The 15,434-nt window shown below is 67.2% G+C and carries 13 protein-coding genes; 9 read left to right on the top strand and 4 right to left on the bottom strand.

From position 1 onward, the window contains the following. The first annotated feature begins 122 nt into the window (after positions 1-122). Both VSR34_RS08200 and VSR34_RS08195 read left to right on the top strand, forming a co-directional pair. On the top strand, positions 123-1,724 hold the full coding sequence (locus tag VSR34_RS08200; protein WP_028211134.1) for a peptide chain release factor 3: 1,602 nt from the start codon (positions 123-125) through the stop codon (positions 1,722-1,724). A gap of 279 nt (positions 1,725-2,003) precedes the next feature. Beyond that, positions 2,004-4,367, top strand: coding sequence for a GNAT family N-acetyltransferase (locus VSR34_RS08195; RefSeq protein WP_342962291.1), 2,364 nt, complete (start codon positions 2,004-2,006; stop codon positions 4,365-4,367). A gap of 45 nt (positions 4,368-4,412) precedes the next feature. Here VSR34_RS08195 and VSR34_RS08190 read toward each other — a convergent pair whose 3' ends face one another. Both VSR34_RS08190 and VSR34_RS08185 read right to left on the bottom strand, forming a co-directional pair. Beyond that, positions 4,413-4,958: a hypothetical protein gene (locus VSR34_RS08190; RefSeq protein ID WP_028211132.1), complete on the bottom strand. Its 546-nt coding sequence runs from the start codon at positions 4,956-4,958 to the stop codon at positions 4,413-4,415. A gap of 251 nt (positions 4,959-5,209) precedes the next feature. Further along, the gene (locus VSR34_RS08185) at positions 5,210-6,025 is read right to left on the bottom strand and encodes an IclR family transcriptional regulator (protein WP_028211131.1); all 816 of its coding nucleotides are present in this window, start codon (positions 6,023-6,025) and stop codon (positions 5,210-5,212) included. A gap of 211 nt (positions 6,026-6,236) precedes the next feature. Here VSR34_RS08185 and VSR34_RS08180 point away from each other — a divergent pair, with 211 nt between their 5' ends. The 6 genes from VSR34_RS08180 to VSR34_RS08155 all read left to right on the top strand — a co-directional run bounded on the left by VSR34_RS08180 (position 6,237) and on the right by VSR34_RS08155 (position 11,752). Beyond that, positions 6,237-6,566, top strand: a complete 330-nt coding sequence (locus VSR34_RS08180) for a UxaA family hydrolase (RefSeq protein ID WP_028211130.1) — start codon at positions 6,237-6,239, stop codon at positions 6,564-6,566. Positions 6,567-6,620: 54 nt separating this feature from the next. Next, on the top strand, positions 6,621-7,943 hold the full coding sequence (locus VSR34_RS08175) for a UxaA family hydrolase (RefSeq protein WP_342962290.1): 1,323 nt from the start codon (positions 6,621-6,623) through the stop codon (positions 7,941-7,943). Positions 7,944-7,990: 47 nt separating this feature from the next. Beyond that, complete coding sequence (locus VSR34_RS08170) at positions 7,991-9,028, top strand: aldo/keto reductase (protein WP_028229770.1); 1,038 nt, start codon at positions 7,991-7,993, stop codon at positions 9,026-9,028. Positions 9,029-9,031: 3 nt separating this feature from the next. After that, positions 9,032-9,895, top strand: a complete 864-nt coding sequence (locus VSR34_RS08165) for an amidohydrolase family protein (protein ID WP_342962289.1) — start codon at positions 9,032-9,034, stop codon at positions 9,893-9,895. 155 nt (positions 9,896-10,050) lie between these two features. Beyond that, entirely contained in the window at positions 10,051-10,794 is a 744-nt protein-coding gene (locus VSR34_RS08160) for an SDR family oxidoreductase (protein WP_342962288.1), read from the top strand. Positions 10,795-10,903: 109 nt separating this feature from the next. Continuing rightward, positions 10,904-11,752 (top strand): ureidoglycolate lyase, encoded by an 849-nt coding sequence (locus tag VSR34_RS08155; protein WP_028211125.1) that lies wholly within the window; start codon positions 10,904-10,906, stop codon positions 11,750-11,752. An 88-nt stretch (positions 11,753-11,840) separates the two neighbouring features. Here VSR34_RS08155 and VSR34_RS08150 read toward each other — a convergent pair whose 3' ends face one another. Then, entirely contained in the window at positions 11,841-12,284 is a 444-nt protein-coding gene (locus tag VSR34_RS08150; protein ID WP_028229773.1) for a PaaI family thioesterase, read from the bottom strand. 289 nt (positions 12,285-12,573) lie between these two features. Here VSR34_RS08150 and VSR34_RS08145 point away from each other — a divergent pair, with 289 nt between their 5' ends. Then, positions 12,574-14,133 carry a methyl-accepting chemotaxis protein gene (locus tag VSR34_RS08145; protein WP_342962287.1) on the top strand — a complete coding sequence of 520 codons (1,560 nt, stop codon included), beginning with the start codon at positions 12,574-12,576 and terminating at the stop codon, positions 14,131-14,133. An 88-nt stretch (positions 14,134-14,221) separates the two neighbouring features. Here the strand turns inward: VSR34_RS08145 and VSR34_RS08140 are convergent, their stop codons facing one another. Beyond that, positions 14,222-15,298, bottom strand: a complete 1,077-nt coding sequence (locus tag VSR34_RS08140; protein WP_028229774.1) for an AGE family epimerase/isomerase — start codon at positions 15,296-15,298, stop codon at positions 14,222-14,224. Between the last annotated feature and the right edge of the window lie 136 nt (positions 15,299-15,434).

Raw genomic sequence — 15,434 nt, 5'->3', positions numbered from 1 at the left:
TCGCCGCCGCACGTGCCGCCAGATGCGCCAGCAGGTCGCCGCCCGCAAGCGCCGCCGCGCTCGCTGCAACCCCCGCCGCGCGGCCCGGTTGCCCGAATTCATCTGTGATACCCGCCCTATCCATGTCAGTTGCCGAACTCAGACGCCGCCGCACGTTCGCGGTCATTTCTCACCCGGACGCGGGCAAGACCACGCTCACCGAAAAGCTGCTGCTGTTTTCGGGCGCGATCCAGATTGCCGGTACCGTGAAGGGCAAGAAGAGCGGCCGCTTCGCAACCTCCGACTGGATGGAGATCGAAAAGCAGCGCGGCATTTCGGTCGCGAGCTCGGTCATGCAGTTCGAATACGGCGACGCCGTCATCAACCTGCTCGATACGCCGGGCCACGAGGACTTCTCGGAAGACACCTACCGTGTGCTCACGGCGGTCGATGCCGCCGTGATGGTGATCGACGGCGCGAACGGCGTGGAAGCGCAAACGCTCAAGCTCCTCGAAGTCTGCCGCAGCCGCAAGACGCCCATTCTCACGTTCATCAACAAGCTGGACCGCGAAGTGCGCGAACCGCTCGACCTGCTCGACGAAATCGAGCAGCACCTGGGCGTGGCCGCCGTGCCGTTCACCTGGCCCATCGGCATGGGCAAGGAGTTCCAGGGCGTGTACGACATTCAGCGCGACCAGGTGCGCGTGTTCCGCGCGGGCCAGGAAACGCTGGGCGGCGCGGTGGAAACGCTGCAGCACATCGGCGACGAAGAGGGCGAAGCGCGCTTCGGATATCACTGGAAACGCACGAAGGAAGAAGTCGAGCTGATCACGGGCGCGACGCCCGTGTTCGATCGCGACGCTTTCCTCGCGGGCGAGCAGTCGCCGGTGCTATTCGGCTCGGCGATCAACAACTTCGGCGTGAAGGAGATTCTCGACGCGCTGGTCGATCTCGCGCCGCCGCCGTCGCCGCGCATGGCCGTGCAGCGTCCGGTCTCACCGGAAGAAACGAAATTCACGGGCGTCGTGTTCAAGGTGCAGGCCAACATGGACCTCGCGCACCGCGACCGCGTGGCGTTCATCCGCGTATGCTCGGGCCACTTCGAGCGCGGCATGCAACTGAAGGTCACGCGCAACAACAAGACCTTCCGCGCCAACAACGTTGTGAGCTTCCTGTCGCAGCGCCGCGAAACTGTGGCCGAGGCCTACCCTGGCGATATCATCGGTATTCCTAACCACGGCACGCTGAGTCTCGGCGACACGCTCACCGAAGGCGAAGACCTTCAGTTCACGGGTTTGCCTTTCTTCGCGCCGGAAATCTTCCAGACCATCGAAGTGGTCGATCCGATGCGCGCGAAGCAGCTGGGCGAGGCGCTCAAGCAGCTTGGCGAAGAGGGTGCCATCCAGGTGTTCCGCCCGATCCACGGCGGCGCGACGATTCTGGGCGCGGTCGGCCAGCTGCAGTTCGAAGTGGTGTCGCACCGGCTTTCGGCCGAGTACAAGGTGGCGGTGCGCCTGATGCCGGCGCGCTATCGCCTCTCGCGCTGGGTCACCTGCGACGATCCCGTCGAGCTGCGCCGCTTCACCGATTCGTACGAGGCCCGTATGGCCTACGACGCCTCGAATGCGCCGACGTATCTGGCTTCGCACGTCTCCGAAATCGAAGTCGCGCAAAAGGCCTGGCCGAAGATCGTCTTCAACGAGTTGCGCGAGCATTCGGGCGCGCCGTTCCGCAAGTCGATGTAAAACGCGCGGCGCGCTCGCGCCGTGCTTTCCTTCCCGAAGCAGCGAGCATCCCGCTCGCATCTGGTGGTGTCGTACGCTCGAGGTGGCGTGCGACGCCATGTCGCCGCATTCGCGCACACGCGCGCCGGGCGAAAAACGCGCACCGCCTGCGCGCTTGCCCTATCCTCTTCTCGTAACGGTATGTAGCGGTCAAACGCGACGAGCCGGCCGCACCTCGCCGGCCGCACCTCGCCGGCCGCACCTTGCCGGCCGCATCTCACCAATCAACGAGGAGTGCCTGTGACCGTACGCAATCTCGATGCGGTGTTCCAGCCTAAATCCGTGGCCGTCATCGGCGCTTCGCGGCGTCCCGGCAGCGTGGGCGGCATGGTGTGGCAGCGGCTGATCGAGGGCGGCTTCACGAGCCCGCTGTGGGCCGTCAATCCGCGCCATGCGGGCGATTCAGAGGCGTTCGACGGCAGACCCGTGCTGGCCGACGCCGGGGATCTGCCCGAGGCGCCCGGCGTCGCGATTATCTGCACGCGGCCCGCTACATGGCCCGCGCTCGTGCACCGGCTCGGCGGCATGGGCACGCGCGCGGCCATCATCGTCGGCGAGGTGCGCGACGAAGCCGATCAGGCCGACCTGCGCCACGCGCTGGCCGCGGCGCGCCCGCATCTGCTGCGTATCGTGGGCCCGGGCAGTCTTGGCGCGCTCACGCCCGCGCTCAACGCGCAACTGGGCGCGGCGGCTTCCATCGCGCGCAAGGGCGGCGTGGCGTGGGTCTCGCAATCGAACGCGCTCACCAACGCCGTGCTGCGCTGGGCCGCCCCGCGCGGTCTCGGCTTCTCGCACGTGATCGCGCTCGGCGACGAAGCCGACATCGACGCGGGCGACGTGCTCGACTATCTCGCGAGCGATCCCGGCACGCGCGCCATCCTGCTCGAAGTGGACACGATCCGCGCCGCTCGCAAGTTCATGTCGGCGGCGCGCGCGGCGGCGCGCAACAAGCCGGTGCTCGCGCTGCGCAGCGGCCGCGACGATCGCGGCGATGCGCTCTACACGGCGGCGTTCCGGCGCGCGGGCATCGTGCGTGTCGATACGCTCGACGACCTGCTCGACGAAATCGAAACGCTGGGCGTGGGCCGCGTGGCCGCGAGCGACACGGCTACGCTCATCACGAGCGACCGCGGCGTGGCGGCGCTCGCGCGCGACGCCTTCATGAAGGCCGGCGACACGCTCGCCCGCTGGGACGACGCGGCGCTCGCCGCCGTCCAGGCCGCGCTGCCGCACGCGCAGGCGGGCAATCCGCTGGTGCTCGGCGACACCGCGAAGCCCGAGCACTTCGGCCTCGCGCTGCAGACGCTGGCGACGCAACGTTCGAGCGGCACGGCGTTCGTCGTGCACGCGCCCACGCACAGCGCGCCGGTGGACGAGGTGGCGCGCACGCTGATCGAGCAGCAGCGCTTTGCGTATCGCGGCATGCTCGCGTGCTTCTTCGGCGGCGTGGAGGAAAAGACGCGCGACGAGCTGCACGCCCACGGCATTCCGGTCCACACCACGCCGCGGCGCCTCGCGCGCGCGTTCGCCCGTCTCGTCGACTACCGGCTGGGCCGCGAGCTGCTGATGCAGACGCCGGAGACGATGCCGGCCCAGGGGCCTGCCGCGATCGAGGCCGCGCAAGGCGAGGCGCGCGCGGCGCTGGCGGCCGGGCGCACGGAACTGGAAGGCGAGGAGGCGGGGCGGATGCTGGCCTTGTTCGGGCTCGTCACGCAGGCGCAGGACGAACCGGGCGTGAAGCCCGTGGTGGACGTGTCCGTGGAGTTTCGCGACGACGAGAACTTCGGCCCGGTGTTCCGGTTTTCTGCGCCTTCGCCGGACGACATCTCGCCGCCGCTGCGCGTCTACAGCCTGCCGCCGCTCAATCCCGTGCTTTCGCGCGACATCGTCGCTCGCTCGCCCTATGCACGCATTGTGGCGCCGGAGGCGACGCTCGCCGCACTCACCGAGCTTTCGCAGTTCGTGTGCGAGGTGCGCGAGATCGTCGGCATGCGCTTGACGCTGCGTGTGCTGCCGGAGGCGACCGTTGTGGTCGCGCCGCGCCTGCAGGTCGCCGAACAGCGCAGCCGCTTCGCGATCATGCCGTATCCGCGCCGCCTCGAAGAAACCGTCGACTGGCACGGCGAGCGCCTCACGATCCGGCCGATCCGTCCCGAAGACGAAGCGATGCACCGCACGTTCGTCGAATCGATGACGCCCGACGACTTGCGCCTGCGTTTCTTCTCGGCGGTGCGCAGCTTCGATCACACGCAGCTCGCGCGCATGACGCAAATCGACTACGACCGCGAGATGGCGCTCATCGCGGTCGTGCAAGGCGAGGACGGCCAGCCGCGCACGGTGGGCGTGGTGCGCGCCGTGGCCGACCCCGACAACGAAACCGCCGAGTTCGCGGTCGCGATCCGGTCGAATCTCAAGCGGGGCGGCCTCGGGCGCCTCTTGATGTCGCGCATCATCGATTACGCGCGCTCGCGCGGCACGCACTGGCTACTTGGCGAGGCCTTGCGCGAGAACGCGCCGATGATCGGCCTTGCGCGCGCCTGCGGCTTTACCGTCACGCCCACGGAAGATCCGGGTGTGGTCGGTTTTCGCATGCCGCTCGACTGACGCGGCGCCCGTTTGCTGCTGCCGTTTGCTGCTGCCGTTTTCTGATTACGCTGCGAGCTTCGCGAGCGCGTCGTCGATCTGGCCGCGCGTGAGCGCGAGTTCTTCGAGCCAGGCTTCGCCGTACCGCGCACCGGTTTCCTTCTCGAGGCGCGCGATCGTCGCGGCGCAGCGCGCGGCGTCCTTGGGTGTGGCGATGAACGCCTTGACCGACTGGCCGCCCTCGAACGCCTCGAACAGCGGCGTGCGGATCTCCTCTGGCAGCGCGCGCGTGGTCCACTGGTGCGTCTTGCCGTTGAAGGTGAGCGAGGGCGGCAGCACGCGCTCCTTGCGCGTGGCCGGAATCAAACCGAAATTGCGCGCGGCATCGGCGATCTGCTCGGCCGTGAAAAGCTCCTCGGGCGCGATCTCGAACTGCGCAATGGCGGTCTCGACAGTCTGCATCGCATTGGCGCGGTCATCGCGCTTCTTCTGCGCGCGCGCGACGATGTCGCGCAACTCGTCGGCTTCGTCGGGCGTGATCGTGAAGCTCGCCTGTTTCTGCTGAAGCTCGGAAAAGCGCTGGAATTCTTGATCGGTCAGGAGTTTCGCCATGGGTTTCGCATGCGCGGCCGCCGCTTGCCCGCCGTTTTGCAGCGGAAGGAGGCGCACCGGGTTTTTGGGAGGGCCGCCATTCTAACCGGTTTGTGATGGCGGTTTCCACCTGAACGAACCGTCTGGTTTCACCGGAGACGGTGTTCCGCGGCATCGCCTGACGCACGTATCCCGCCCAGCTTGAGGGCCTGCTCGAGACCGTTCGACGAAGGGCGCTGGGGCATCAAGCAGCGCTCGTACTGAACTGACCGTCATTGCGCCTCTTCCTCGCGAAACATCGACAAGGCCTGCACGGTCGCACGGAGCATATTCGTCGCGTCGTCGAGCGTGGGCGCGACGTAGTCGTCGATGCGCTTGAGAAACGGGCAGGTGAGCGCCGCGATCGCCTGGCCCGAAGGTCCGAGCACCGGAAACGTCACATCAGTGACGCCGAAAGTCTGCTGACTGTCCTTGCGCGAGAAGCCCGCCTCGCGCACCTGTTCGCACGCGGCCGCCAGCGCCGCATGATCGATCGCCACCTCGCCCTTCACCTTCGTATGTTCCGCGAGCATGTGCGCGCGCTGCTCCGGCGTCTGCCAGGCGAGCAGCGTGCGGCCCGAACTCGTATCGACGAGGCCCACGCGCGCGCCCAGCCGCACGGCAATGCCCCACGCGCCGGGACCGTCCACCTGCGCGATCACGAGCAGGTTGCCGCGGTCGTACACGGTGAGATGACAGGACTGCTCGGCGTCGTCGGCGAAGCGCTGCATGAGGGGCAGCGCCTGCGCGATCAGGCGCTCCATGGGCGGGTGGCGGTGCGCGAGCGCGAAGAGCTTCAGACTCAGGGCGTAACGGTCGCCGCCTTCCGAGCGTATGACGTACTGCCGCGCCACCAGCCGCTCCAGCATGCGGTAGATCTCGCTGGCGTTGCGCCCAAGCGCTTTCGTGATTTCGGCGCGCGTGAGGCCCGCACGCTGCTCCGCGAGCAGTTCGAGGATGTCGAGCCCCTTGTCGAGCGCGGGCGCGCGATACCGGTCGCTGTCGTCGCGGTGGTCTTTCTCTTCCGCTTCTTCGGGCACGTTGTCCATCCGGCGTTGTTTCGCGATCTTTTCCATTCCGCTCCCAGGGAAACTACGGGGTCATGCTGCACTGCACATTCCTTGACCTTGCGCGGTCCGCATATGAATAATATGTTCATTGATGAATGAATGCCAGCCTCATCAGGCTCATTCCCCGCTCGCTCATGATGGCGAGCGCGTGGGCGGCGAGGCGAGGCGCTCAATGCATGCGGAGACGCTATTGAACGGCACAGCACCCCGCTTCGACGCTCGCCTCATCCTGCTCGCGCCGGAGGACAACTGCCTGATCGCGGCGGCGCTTCTGCCAGCGGGCGAGACGGTGGAGATAGAAGGCGAGCGCGTGACGCTTGCGAAGACGATCGAACTCGGCCACAAGGTGGCGCGCCGTGCGCTCGCCAAGGAGGAAAAGGTGGTGCGCCATGGCGCGAGCATCGGCCACGTGAGCGCGCCAGTGCGGCGCGGCGAGCATTTGCACACGCACAACCTCGAAAGCGATTACCTGCCGACCTACACGCACGACGCGGGGCACGAGTTCGTGCCGCACAAATAGCGCTGCTTCATGGCGTCCCTTGATGCGGCGAGTGCCGCAAGCAGGATTCAGGTTATGAGCGATAACAACGTCACTTCCTCGTTCGCCGCGGCGCCCATCCTCGAAGGCTGGCTGCGCAGCGACGGACGCAAGGGCATTCGCAACGTGGTCGCGGTGGCCTATCTCGTGGAGTGCGCGCATCACGTGGCGCGCGAAATCGTCGCCCAGTTCCGCGAGCCCTTTGGTGACCCCGATGCCTTCGACGATCCGTATGCGGCGCAAAGTGATAGTGGGTCACCTGTCCATCTGATCGGCTTTCCCGGTTGCTTTCCGAACAGCTACGCCCAGAAGATGATGAAGCAGCTCACTACGCATCCGAACGTGGGCGCGGTGTTGTTCGTCTCGCTCGGCTGCGAGAGCATGAACAAGCATTATCTCGTGGAGCAGGTGCGCGCCAGCGGAAGGCCCGTAGAAGTTCTGACGATTCAGGAGAAGGGCGGCACACGCAGCACGATTCACAGTGGTCTTGAATGGGTGCGCAGTGCGCGCGCGCAGCTCGCCGCGCAGAAGAAGGTGCCCATGCGCCTCGACGAACTCGTGGTTGGCACGATCTGCGGCGGCTCGGACGGCACGAGCGGCATCACCGCCAATCCGGCTGTGGGCCGCGCCTTTGATCGACTGATCGCGGCGGGCTCGGCCTGCATCTTCGAGGAAACCGGCGAGCTGGTGGGCTGCGAATTCCATATGGCGCGCCGCGCGGCACGGCCCGAACTGGGCGCGGAAATCGTTGCTTGCGTAGCCAAGGCGGCGCGCTATTACTCGATTCTCGGCCATGGCTCTTTCGCGGTGGGCAACGCGGACGGCGGGCTCACCACGCTGGAGGAAAAATCGCTCGGTGCGTATGCGAAAAGCGGCGCCTCGCCGATCGTGGGCATCGTGAAGCCTGGCGACGTGCCGCCCACGGGCGGTCTCTATCTGCTCGACGTGGTGCCCGACGGCGAGCCTCGATTCGGATTCCCGAACATCAGCGACAATGCGGAAATCGCGGAGCTGATCGCCTGCGGCGCGCACGTGATCCTGTTCACGACCGGGCGAGGGTCGGTCGTGGGCTCGGCACTCGCGCCCGTCATCAAGGTGTGCGCGAACCCGCTCACGTACCGCAATCTCGCGGGCGACATGGACGTGGACGCGGGCCGCATTCTGGAGGGCCGCGTGACGCTCGACGAAGTGGGGCGCGAAGTGTTCGACTTCACGCTGGCCGTTGCCAGCGGCCAGCGCTCGAAGTCGGAAGCGCTCGGCCACCAGGAGTTCATACTCACGTACAAGACCTTCGAGCCCGTGGGGCCCGCGTGTCTGCCAGCCAGCGCGCGCGTGCCGGTCGTCAAAGCCGCGCACTGAGGCGCATATCGTTGTGTAGACAACCATATCCAGGAGATAGACGAGCCATGGCGCAGGAACACCATCCAAAGGCGGCGCAGCGGCGCCGTATCGGACGCACGGCGCTGGAAGTGAGCGCATTGGGCCTCGGCACCGCGCCGCTGGGCGGTTTGTATCGCGACCTCTCCGAGGACGAGGCGCAGGCCACCGTCGACGCCGCATGGCAAGCCGGCATCCGTTTTTTCGACACGGCGCCCCACTATGGCCACACCAAGGCCGAGCACCGGCTGGGCGCGGCGTTGCGGCGCCATCCGCGCAACGAGTATGTGCTTTCCACGAAAGTCGGACGGCACTTCGTGCCGCGCACGCATCCCTACGACGGCAGTGAAGGCTGGCAAGATCCGCTGCCGTTCGAGGCGATCTTCGATTACACGCGCGAGGGCATTCTGCGCTCGTTCGAAGATAGCCAGCAGCGGCTCGGCCTCGTCGATATCGACATCCTGCTCGTGCACGATATCGGCCGCTACACGCACGGCGAGCGCAATGCGCATTACTGGCGGCAACTGAGCGAAAGCGGCTTCAAGGCGCTCGACGAATTGCGCAAGGGCGGCGTCGTCAAGGCCATCGGCTTCGGCGTGAACGAGCGCGAAGTCATACTCGAAGCGATGCGCGAATTCGACATCGACTGCGCGCTGCTGGCGGGCCGCTATACGCTGCTCGAACAGGCGCCGCTCGACGACCTGCTGCCCGAGTGCGAGAAGAAGGGCGTGAGCATTCTGCTGGGCGGCGCGTTCAATTCGGGCATTCTCGCGCGGGGGCTGCAAGGCGATCTCAAGTTCAACTATGGCGATGCGCCGAGCGAAATCGTCGAGCGCGTGGCGCGGCTCGACGCGGTTTGCCGGAGGTACGACGCGCCGCTCGCGGCGGCCGCGCTGCAGTTTCCCTATGCGCATCCGGCCGTGGCGACGGTGCTCAACGGCGCGCGCAGCGCGGCCGAGGTGCGCGAGAACGCCGCCTCGTTCGAAACACCGCTGCCCCGCGAGTTGTGGCTCGCCCTGCGCGACGAGGGTCTCGTCGATCCGCGTGCGCCGCTTCCGGGGGAATAGATCATGGCTACGTTCGAACCAATCGACGCCCACCAGCACTATTGGGATCCCGCGCGCGGCGATTACGGCTGGCTCACGCCCGACATCACCGCGCTTTACCGCGCGTTCGGCCCGGCGGATCTCGCGCCGTTGCGCGCGTCGTGCGGCGTGGCGCGCACGGTGGTCGTGCAGGCCGCGCCCACCGTCGAGGAAACGCGCTGGCTGCTCGATCTCGCGCGCAACGAGCCTTCGATTGCCGGCGTGGTCGGCTGGGTGCCGCTCGACGATCCGCACGCGGGCACGCTGATCGCCGAACTCGCGCGCGAGCCGAAGCTGCGCGGCGTGCGGCCCATGCTCCAGGACCTGCCCGACGACGAGTGGATCGCGAGAGCCGATACCGCGCGCGCCGTCGATGCGCTCATCGCCCACGACCTCGCCTTCGACGCGCTCGTTTTCACGCGTCATGCGCGCGCGCTTGCGACGTTTATCGCGCGCCATCCGGCGTTGCGCGTGGTGATCGACCATGGCGCGAAGCCGCCAATCGCGGCTGGCGGCGAAAGCGGCTTCGCCGCCTGGTCGCAGGCCATCACGCGCTTTTCGCAGTTTGCGCAGGTCCACTGCAAGCTCTCGGGGCTCGCGACCGAAGCGGCGCCTGGCTGGGACGATTCGACGCTTGCGCCGTGGCTCGCGCATCTGCTCGCTTCGTTCGGCCCGCAACGCTTGATGTGGGGCAGCGACTGGCCGGTGCTCAATCTCAATGGCGACTACGAACGCTGGCACGCCTGCGCGCAACGGCTCACAACGGCGCTTCGCGCGGACGAGCGGGCGGCGGTATTCGGCGGCAACGCGGCGGCGTTCTATCGGCTGGGGCCGCAGCCAGCCGGTTAGACAACGCCCCCGAGCACCACGAGGCGCGCCTGCATCGCCATAATGGCCGCTGCGTCATCCCGACTTCTTCCCGCGATTTCATCGCTCGATCGCGGCATGGGGCGGTTACTGCAATACCGGGTATCGCCGTGCCGCGCATCCAACCGGAGTGGCAGATGGTACAAAGACTGGCCGGCAAGACGGCCCTGATCACCGCCGCGGGCCAGGGCATCGGCTACGCGGCCGCCGAACTGTTCGCGCGCGAAGGCGCACGCGTGATCGCCACGGACATCCGCATCGACGCGCTCGCGGCGCTCCCGGTCGAGGCGCGCAAGCTCGACGTGCTCGACGGCGCGGCGATCGCCGTGCTCGCGAAGGAAGTGGGCGCGATCGACGTGTTGTTCAACTGCGCGGGCTTCGTCCACGCGGGGTCGATTCTGGAGGCAAGCGAAGAAGACTGGGACTTCGCGTTCGATCTGAACGCCAAGGCGATGTACCGGACCATCCGCGCCTTCCTGCCCGGCATGCTGGAGGAGGGCGGCGGCTCGATCATCAACATGTCGTCGGCGGCATCGAGCGTGAAGGGCGTGCCCAACCGCTTCGTGTACGGCGCGTCGAAAGCGGCTGTGATAGGGTTGACGAAGGCCGTGGCGGCGGATTTCGTCACGCGCGGCATCCGCTGCAACGCGATCTGCCCCGGCACGGTGGCTTCGCCCTCGCTCGAAGAGCGTATCGCGGCGCAAGCGGCGGCGCAGGGCACGAGCGTCGACGCGGCGCGCGCTGCATTCGTCGCGCGCCAGCCGATGGGGCGCGTGGGCAAGCCCGAGGAAATCGCGGCGCTCGCGCTTTACCTCGCCTCTGACGAATCGGGATTCACGACCGGCCAGGCGCATGTGATCGACGGCGGATGGTCTAACTAGTTAGACCCAACATCCAGCCGAGCCAGCTGCACCCGCACTACCCATTGACCGACCGGAAGCAGCGCATTCCTCGCGCACTTTTCGTACAGACACACAAGGAACACAGACGATGAAACTGCTTCGCTATGGCCCGAAGGGCCATGAAAAACCGGGCCTGCTCGACGCTCAGGGCCGCATTCGCGCGCTCTCGGGCAACGTGGCCGACATTGCGGGCGATGTGCTCTCGGACGCGGGTCTCGCGCAACTGCGCTCGATCGATCCGGAAACGCTGCCGCTCGTCGAGGGCAATCCGCGCATCGGACCCTGCGTGGGTCATATCGGCAAGATGGTGTGCATCGGCCTGAACTATGCCGACCACGCCGCGGAGTCGGGCATGCCGGTGCCGGGCGAGCCGGTCGTCTTCAACAAGTGGACGAGCGCCATCGTCGGCCCGAACGACGACATCGAGATTCCGCGCGGCTCAAAAAAGACCGACTGGGAAGTGGAGCTGGGCGTGGTCATCGGCAAGCACGCGAAGAACGTGAGCGAGGCAGAGGCGCTCGACTATGTGGCGGGCTATTGCGTGGTCAACGACGTGTCCGAGCGCGAGTGGCAGATCGAGCGCGGCGGCCAGTGGGACAAGGGCAAGGGCTTCGACACGTTTGGCCCGACGGGCCCGTGGCTCGTCACGCGCGACGAGGTGCCCGACCCGCAGAACCTGAGCATGTGGCTCGAAGTGGACGGCCATCGCTACCAGAACGGCAGCACGCGCACGATGGTCTTCACGGTCGCGAAGCTCGTTTCGTATCTTTCGGCGTGCATGAGCCTGCAGCCGGGCGACGTGATCTCCACCGGCACGCCGCCGGGCGTGGGTATGGGCGTGAAGCCGAACCCGGTGTTCCTGAAGCCGGGCCAGACGGTGCGTCTTGGCATCGAGGGCCTGGGCGAGCAGCAGCAGAAGACGCGCGCGGCCGAGTAAGCGCGCCCGACGCACCCACGCGCAAACGCGCGAGTGAAGGCGGGGACACCCGCTTCGCCTCGCGCGTTTGTCGTGCGGCGCGAACGTCTCAAGTCGGCTGGTCTTTCTCGTCCGGCGGTCCGCTCTCCGCCATCCGGCTGACCGTTCCCTGCGCGAGCGCGATGAGCCGCTCGTCGCCGTTTTCCATCACGTACACGCTGCACTGGCAGGTCGCCTGGTAGCGCCCCGCGTGCACCACGCGGGCGCGCGCCATCAGCGTGCCCTTGAGCGCCGGCCGCAGATAGTTGATCTTGTATTCCCCCGTCACGACCCTTGGCCCCAGCGCGAGCGCGCCCGCGAAGGTGAGCGCGTTATCCGCTAGATAGCTGATCACTCCGCCGTGGACGAAACCGTGCTGCTGCTTGAGCTCGTCGCGGACTGGCAGGCGCAGGGTGAGCTCGTCCGTCCCCACGTGCGTCAGTTCCGTGCCGAGCAGCATGCTGAACGGCTGGGCATGCAACGCGCCGCGCGCGCGATCCGCAAGATCTGTCATCGTCGCATTCCCTGGGTCTATCCCCGAGTGGTTTCCTAACCACTCTAGGAAGCCCGGCAAGGCCGAGTCAAGGTGAATCGAACGTCGTCCCCTCGTATTGTTGTGAGAAGTGCGCGAAATCTGCGCTGAATCATTTCGGAAATAATCCGTTGCGCGTTTTGGGGCGTTTTTTCACGATTTATTCACGGTTTGGGGCTCAAAACAACGTTTGCGCGGCCGTTAATGCAGTGCGGGCCCGGGCGATCACATGCTCGCGCCGCACTTATTCACTGCCATCGCAGGTGTCCAATTGTTCAGCAAGATCAAGGTCGCATCCGGCCTGTTGTGCGTCCTCGTCGCGTTCTGTGTATTGCAGCTCGTGACCGCAGGGCTTGGTTACTGGTCGCTCACGCGCACGCACGACGACGTGGCCGACCTTTCGAAAGTCGCATTGCGCCAGGCGAGCGCCGCCAACGTCATCACCCAGCAGTTGATGGACGCGCGCATCAACCTCTCGCGCGCGGGCACGCGCATGGTGCGAGGGGGCACCGTTCCGGCCGACATGGTCAATCACGCGCGCGACCAGCTGGCCGCCGCCGACACCATGTTCGCGGCGCTCATGGACGTGCCGCCGATCAACGACGACGACCGCGCGCGCGTCGCCGCGCTCGGGCAGCGCTACCAGGTGTACCGCAAGGCGCTCGGCGAGCTGATCGACGACCTCAACGGCAACAATCTGCAGGCGTTCCTAGACCAGCCGACGCAGTCGTACCAGGACGCCTATCTCGCGGAGCTGCACGCGTTCGCGCAGTTCAGCGCGGCGGCGAGCCGCGCCTCGCTCGATTCGATCGATTCGCGCCTCGCGCTCTTTCAGGGCGTGGGTCTCTTCACGCTCATCCTGCTGATCGCGCTCGCGACCGGCGTACATATCGCCCTGCGGCGCGGCGTGGTGGAGCCGCTGGAAGAAGCGGGCCGCCATTTCGAGCGTATCGCGCAAGGGCGTTTGGACGAACGCGTGGCCGCGCGCGGCGAGAACGAGATCGGCCGGCTGTTCCATGGTCTCGCGCTAATGCAGTCGAGCCTCGCGCGCACGGTTCATACGGTGCGGGAGGCGGCGGGCTCGATCCACGTGGGCGCCGACGAGATCGCCACCGGCAACGCCGATCTTTCGGCGCGCACCGAATCGCAGGCGGCCTCGCTGGAGCAGACGGCGGCGAGCATGGAGGAGCTCACGGGCACCGTGCGCAACACGGCCGAGAACGCGCGCGAGGCGAACGCGCTGGCCGAGGCGGCGCTCGACGCGACCGCGCGCGGCGGCGCCGTGGTGGGCGAGGTGGTCGAGCGCATGCGCGGCATCGCGCAAAGCTCGGACAAGATCGCGGAGATCATCGGCGTGATCGACGGCATCGCGTTTCAGACCAACATTCTTGCGCTCAACGCGGCCGTTGAAGCCGCGCGCGCCGGCGAACAGGGTCGCGGCTTCGCGGTCGTGGCGGGCGAAGTGCGCGGGCTCGCGCAGCGCAGCGCCCAGTCGGCCAAGGAGATCAAGACGCTCATCAGCGAGTCGGTTTCGCAGATTCGCGGCGGCTCGGAACTCGTGGAGCGGGCCGGCGACGCCATGCGCGACGTGTCGAACTCGATTTCGCGAGCCACGCAGATGATGGCGGGCATCAGCGCCTCGTCGCTCGAGCAGAGCACGGGCATCGATCAGGTCAATCAGGCCGTTTCGCAGATGGACCAGATGACCCAGCAGAACGCGGCGCTCGTCGAAGAGGCGGCGGCAGCGGCGGCTTCGCTCCACCAGCAGACTCGCCAGCTTTCCGAGGCCGTTGCCGCGTTCGAGATCTCGCCGGCCGTGCTGGCGGCCTGAAGGGCCGCTGGGTTGGTTCGGACCAGCGTGTAGCCTCGGCGGCGGGCCAGGGCGCCCGCCCGCTTTGGCGTTCCGTGAGGCTTGCGCCTCAGACGCCCATGCCCTGATAAGCGGTCAAAAGGTGATAGGGCGTCGTGGACGGCATGTCCGCGCGCGCCACTGCGCCATCTGCGCTGCGGCATTCCACCCAGCCCTGCGGCGTGAGAAAGCGCGGCGCGAAGCGCGCGATCTGCGGCGCGAGCGCCGCGGCGTCACCGTGCGTGGCGAGCGCGCGCAGGTATTCCGTTTGTGCCCAGATGCGCTGCGTCGCATCGATCACCCGGCCGTGTTCGTCAAGCGCGGCCGCCACCGCTCCCGTTTGCGGATCCACGCCATGCTGCTGCGCGAAGGCGAAGGCGCGCGCGAGCGCCTCGTCCAGACCTGACGCGCCCAGCCGCGCCCCCGCGCGCGAAGCCAGCCAGAACCATTCGAACTGATGTCCGGGCTCGAGGCGGTTATCCGCCGCGCCGATCGGCAATTCGGCGATGCAGCCCGTCGGCTCGTGCAGGAAGCCGCGCGTGAGCGCCTCGACGAGACGCGTGATGGCCGTATCGAACGCGGCGTCGCCGGTCGCTTCTCTCGCGGCGAGCCAGGCTTCGGTGAGATGCATGAGCGGATTCTGCAGCGGCCCGCCGGCGATGCTCGCGAAGGACGCGTCGAGCGCCGCGTTGAGCAGGCCGTCGCGCGCGGCGAAGCGGTCGACGATCAGCGACGACGTTTCGCGCGCGAGGTCGAGCGCCTCGCCGACGGCGAAGCGCCGGCCGTAGGCCGCGCTTGCGAACACCACGAAGGCGTGCGTGTAGAGGTCCTTCGTGGTGTCGAGCGGCGCGCCGGCGGCGTCGACGCTGTAGAACCATCCTCCGTGCACCGGGTCCTGAAAAGTGTGGCGCAGCGTTTCGAAGAGCGTTTGAGCGTGAGCGGCGTCGCCCGCCTCCGAGAAGACGAACAGCTGGCGCGCGCACGCCATCGCGCGATAACGCGTGACGGGCAACGGGCCGGAGCCGGCCGCGTCGAGTGCCTCATAGGGCAGACGCAAGTCCGGATTGAAGCCCGGGCCGCGCCACAGCGGCAGGACGATGCGGTCGAAATGCTCGCGCAGGCCGGCTGCGCTAATGGGTGTGTTCATGATGAGAGGGTGCGTAAGACGGCAACACTACGAAAGTGCAATGCGGGCGATTGTACGCACTAGCGAAAGCTGCGGATCATTCGTGCGTGCCCCGTACCAAGGCGTTTCGTGACAAGGCACACGCATGTGATGCAGA

It is taken from the genome of Paraburkholderia sp. JHI2823 (assembly GCF_038900695.1).
Classification (GTDB): domain Bacteria; phylum Pseudomonadota; class Gammaproteobacteria; order Burkholderiales; family Burkholderiaceae; genus Paraburkholderia; species Paraburkholderia mimosarum.
Note: the sequence above shows the minus strand (reverse complement) of the source record. Positions and strands in the feature narration are given on the sequence as shown.

Excerpts from the sequence above, each read along its gene's own strand:
- VSR34_RS08165 (WP_342962289.1), top strand. The coding sequence starts at position 9,032 with ATGGCTACGTTCGAACCAATCGACGCCCACCAGCACTATTGGGATCCC.
- VSR34_RS08155 (WP_028211125.1), top strand. The coding sequence starts at position 10,904 with ATGAAACTGCTTCGCTATGGCCCGAAGGGCCATGAAAAACCGGGCCTG.
- VSR34_RS08175 (WP_342962290.1), top strand. The coding sequence starts at position 6,621 with ATGAGCGATAACAACGTCACTTCCTCGTTCGCCGCGGCGCCCATCCTC.
- VSR34_RS08150 (WP_028229773.1), bottom strand. The coding sequence starts at position 12,284 with ATGACAGATCTTGCGGATCGCGCGCGCGGCGCGTTGCATGCCCAGCCG.
- VSR34_RS08170 (WP_028229770.1), top strand. The coding sequence starts at position 7,991 with ATGGCGCAGGAACACCATCCAAAGGCGGCGCAGCGGCGCCGTATCGGA.
- VSR34_RS08190 (WP_028211132.1), bottom strand. The coding sequence starts at position 4,958 with ATGGCGAAACTCCTGACCGATCAAGAATTCCAGCGCTTTTCCGAGCTT.
- VSR34_RS08185 (WP_028211131.1), bottom strand. The coding sequence starts at position 6,025 with ATGGACAACGTGCCCGAAGAAGCGGAAGAGAAAGACCACCGCGACGAC.
- VSR34_RS08140 (WP_028229774.1), bottom strand. The coding sequence starts at position 15,298 with ATGAACACACCCATTAGCGCAGCCGGCCTGCGCGAGCATTTCGACCGC.
- VSR34_RS08160 (WP_342962288.1), top strand. The coding sequence starts at position 10,051 with ATGGTACAAAGACTGGCCGGCAAGACGGCCCTGATCACCGCCGCGGGC.
- VSR34_RS08200 (WP_028211134.1), top strand. The coding sequence starts at position 123 with ATGTCAGTTGCCGAACTCAGACGCCGCCGCACGTTCGCGGTCATTTCT.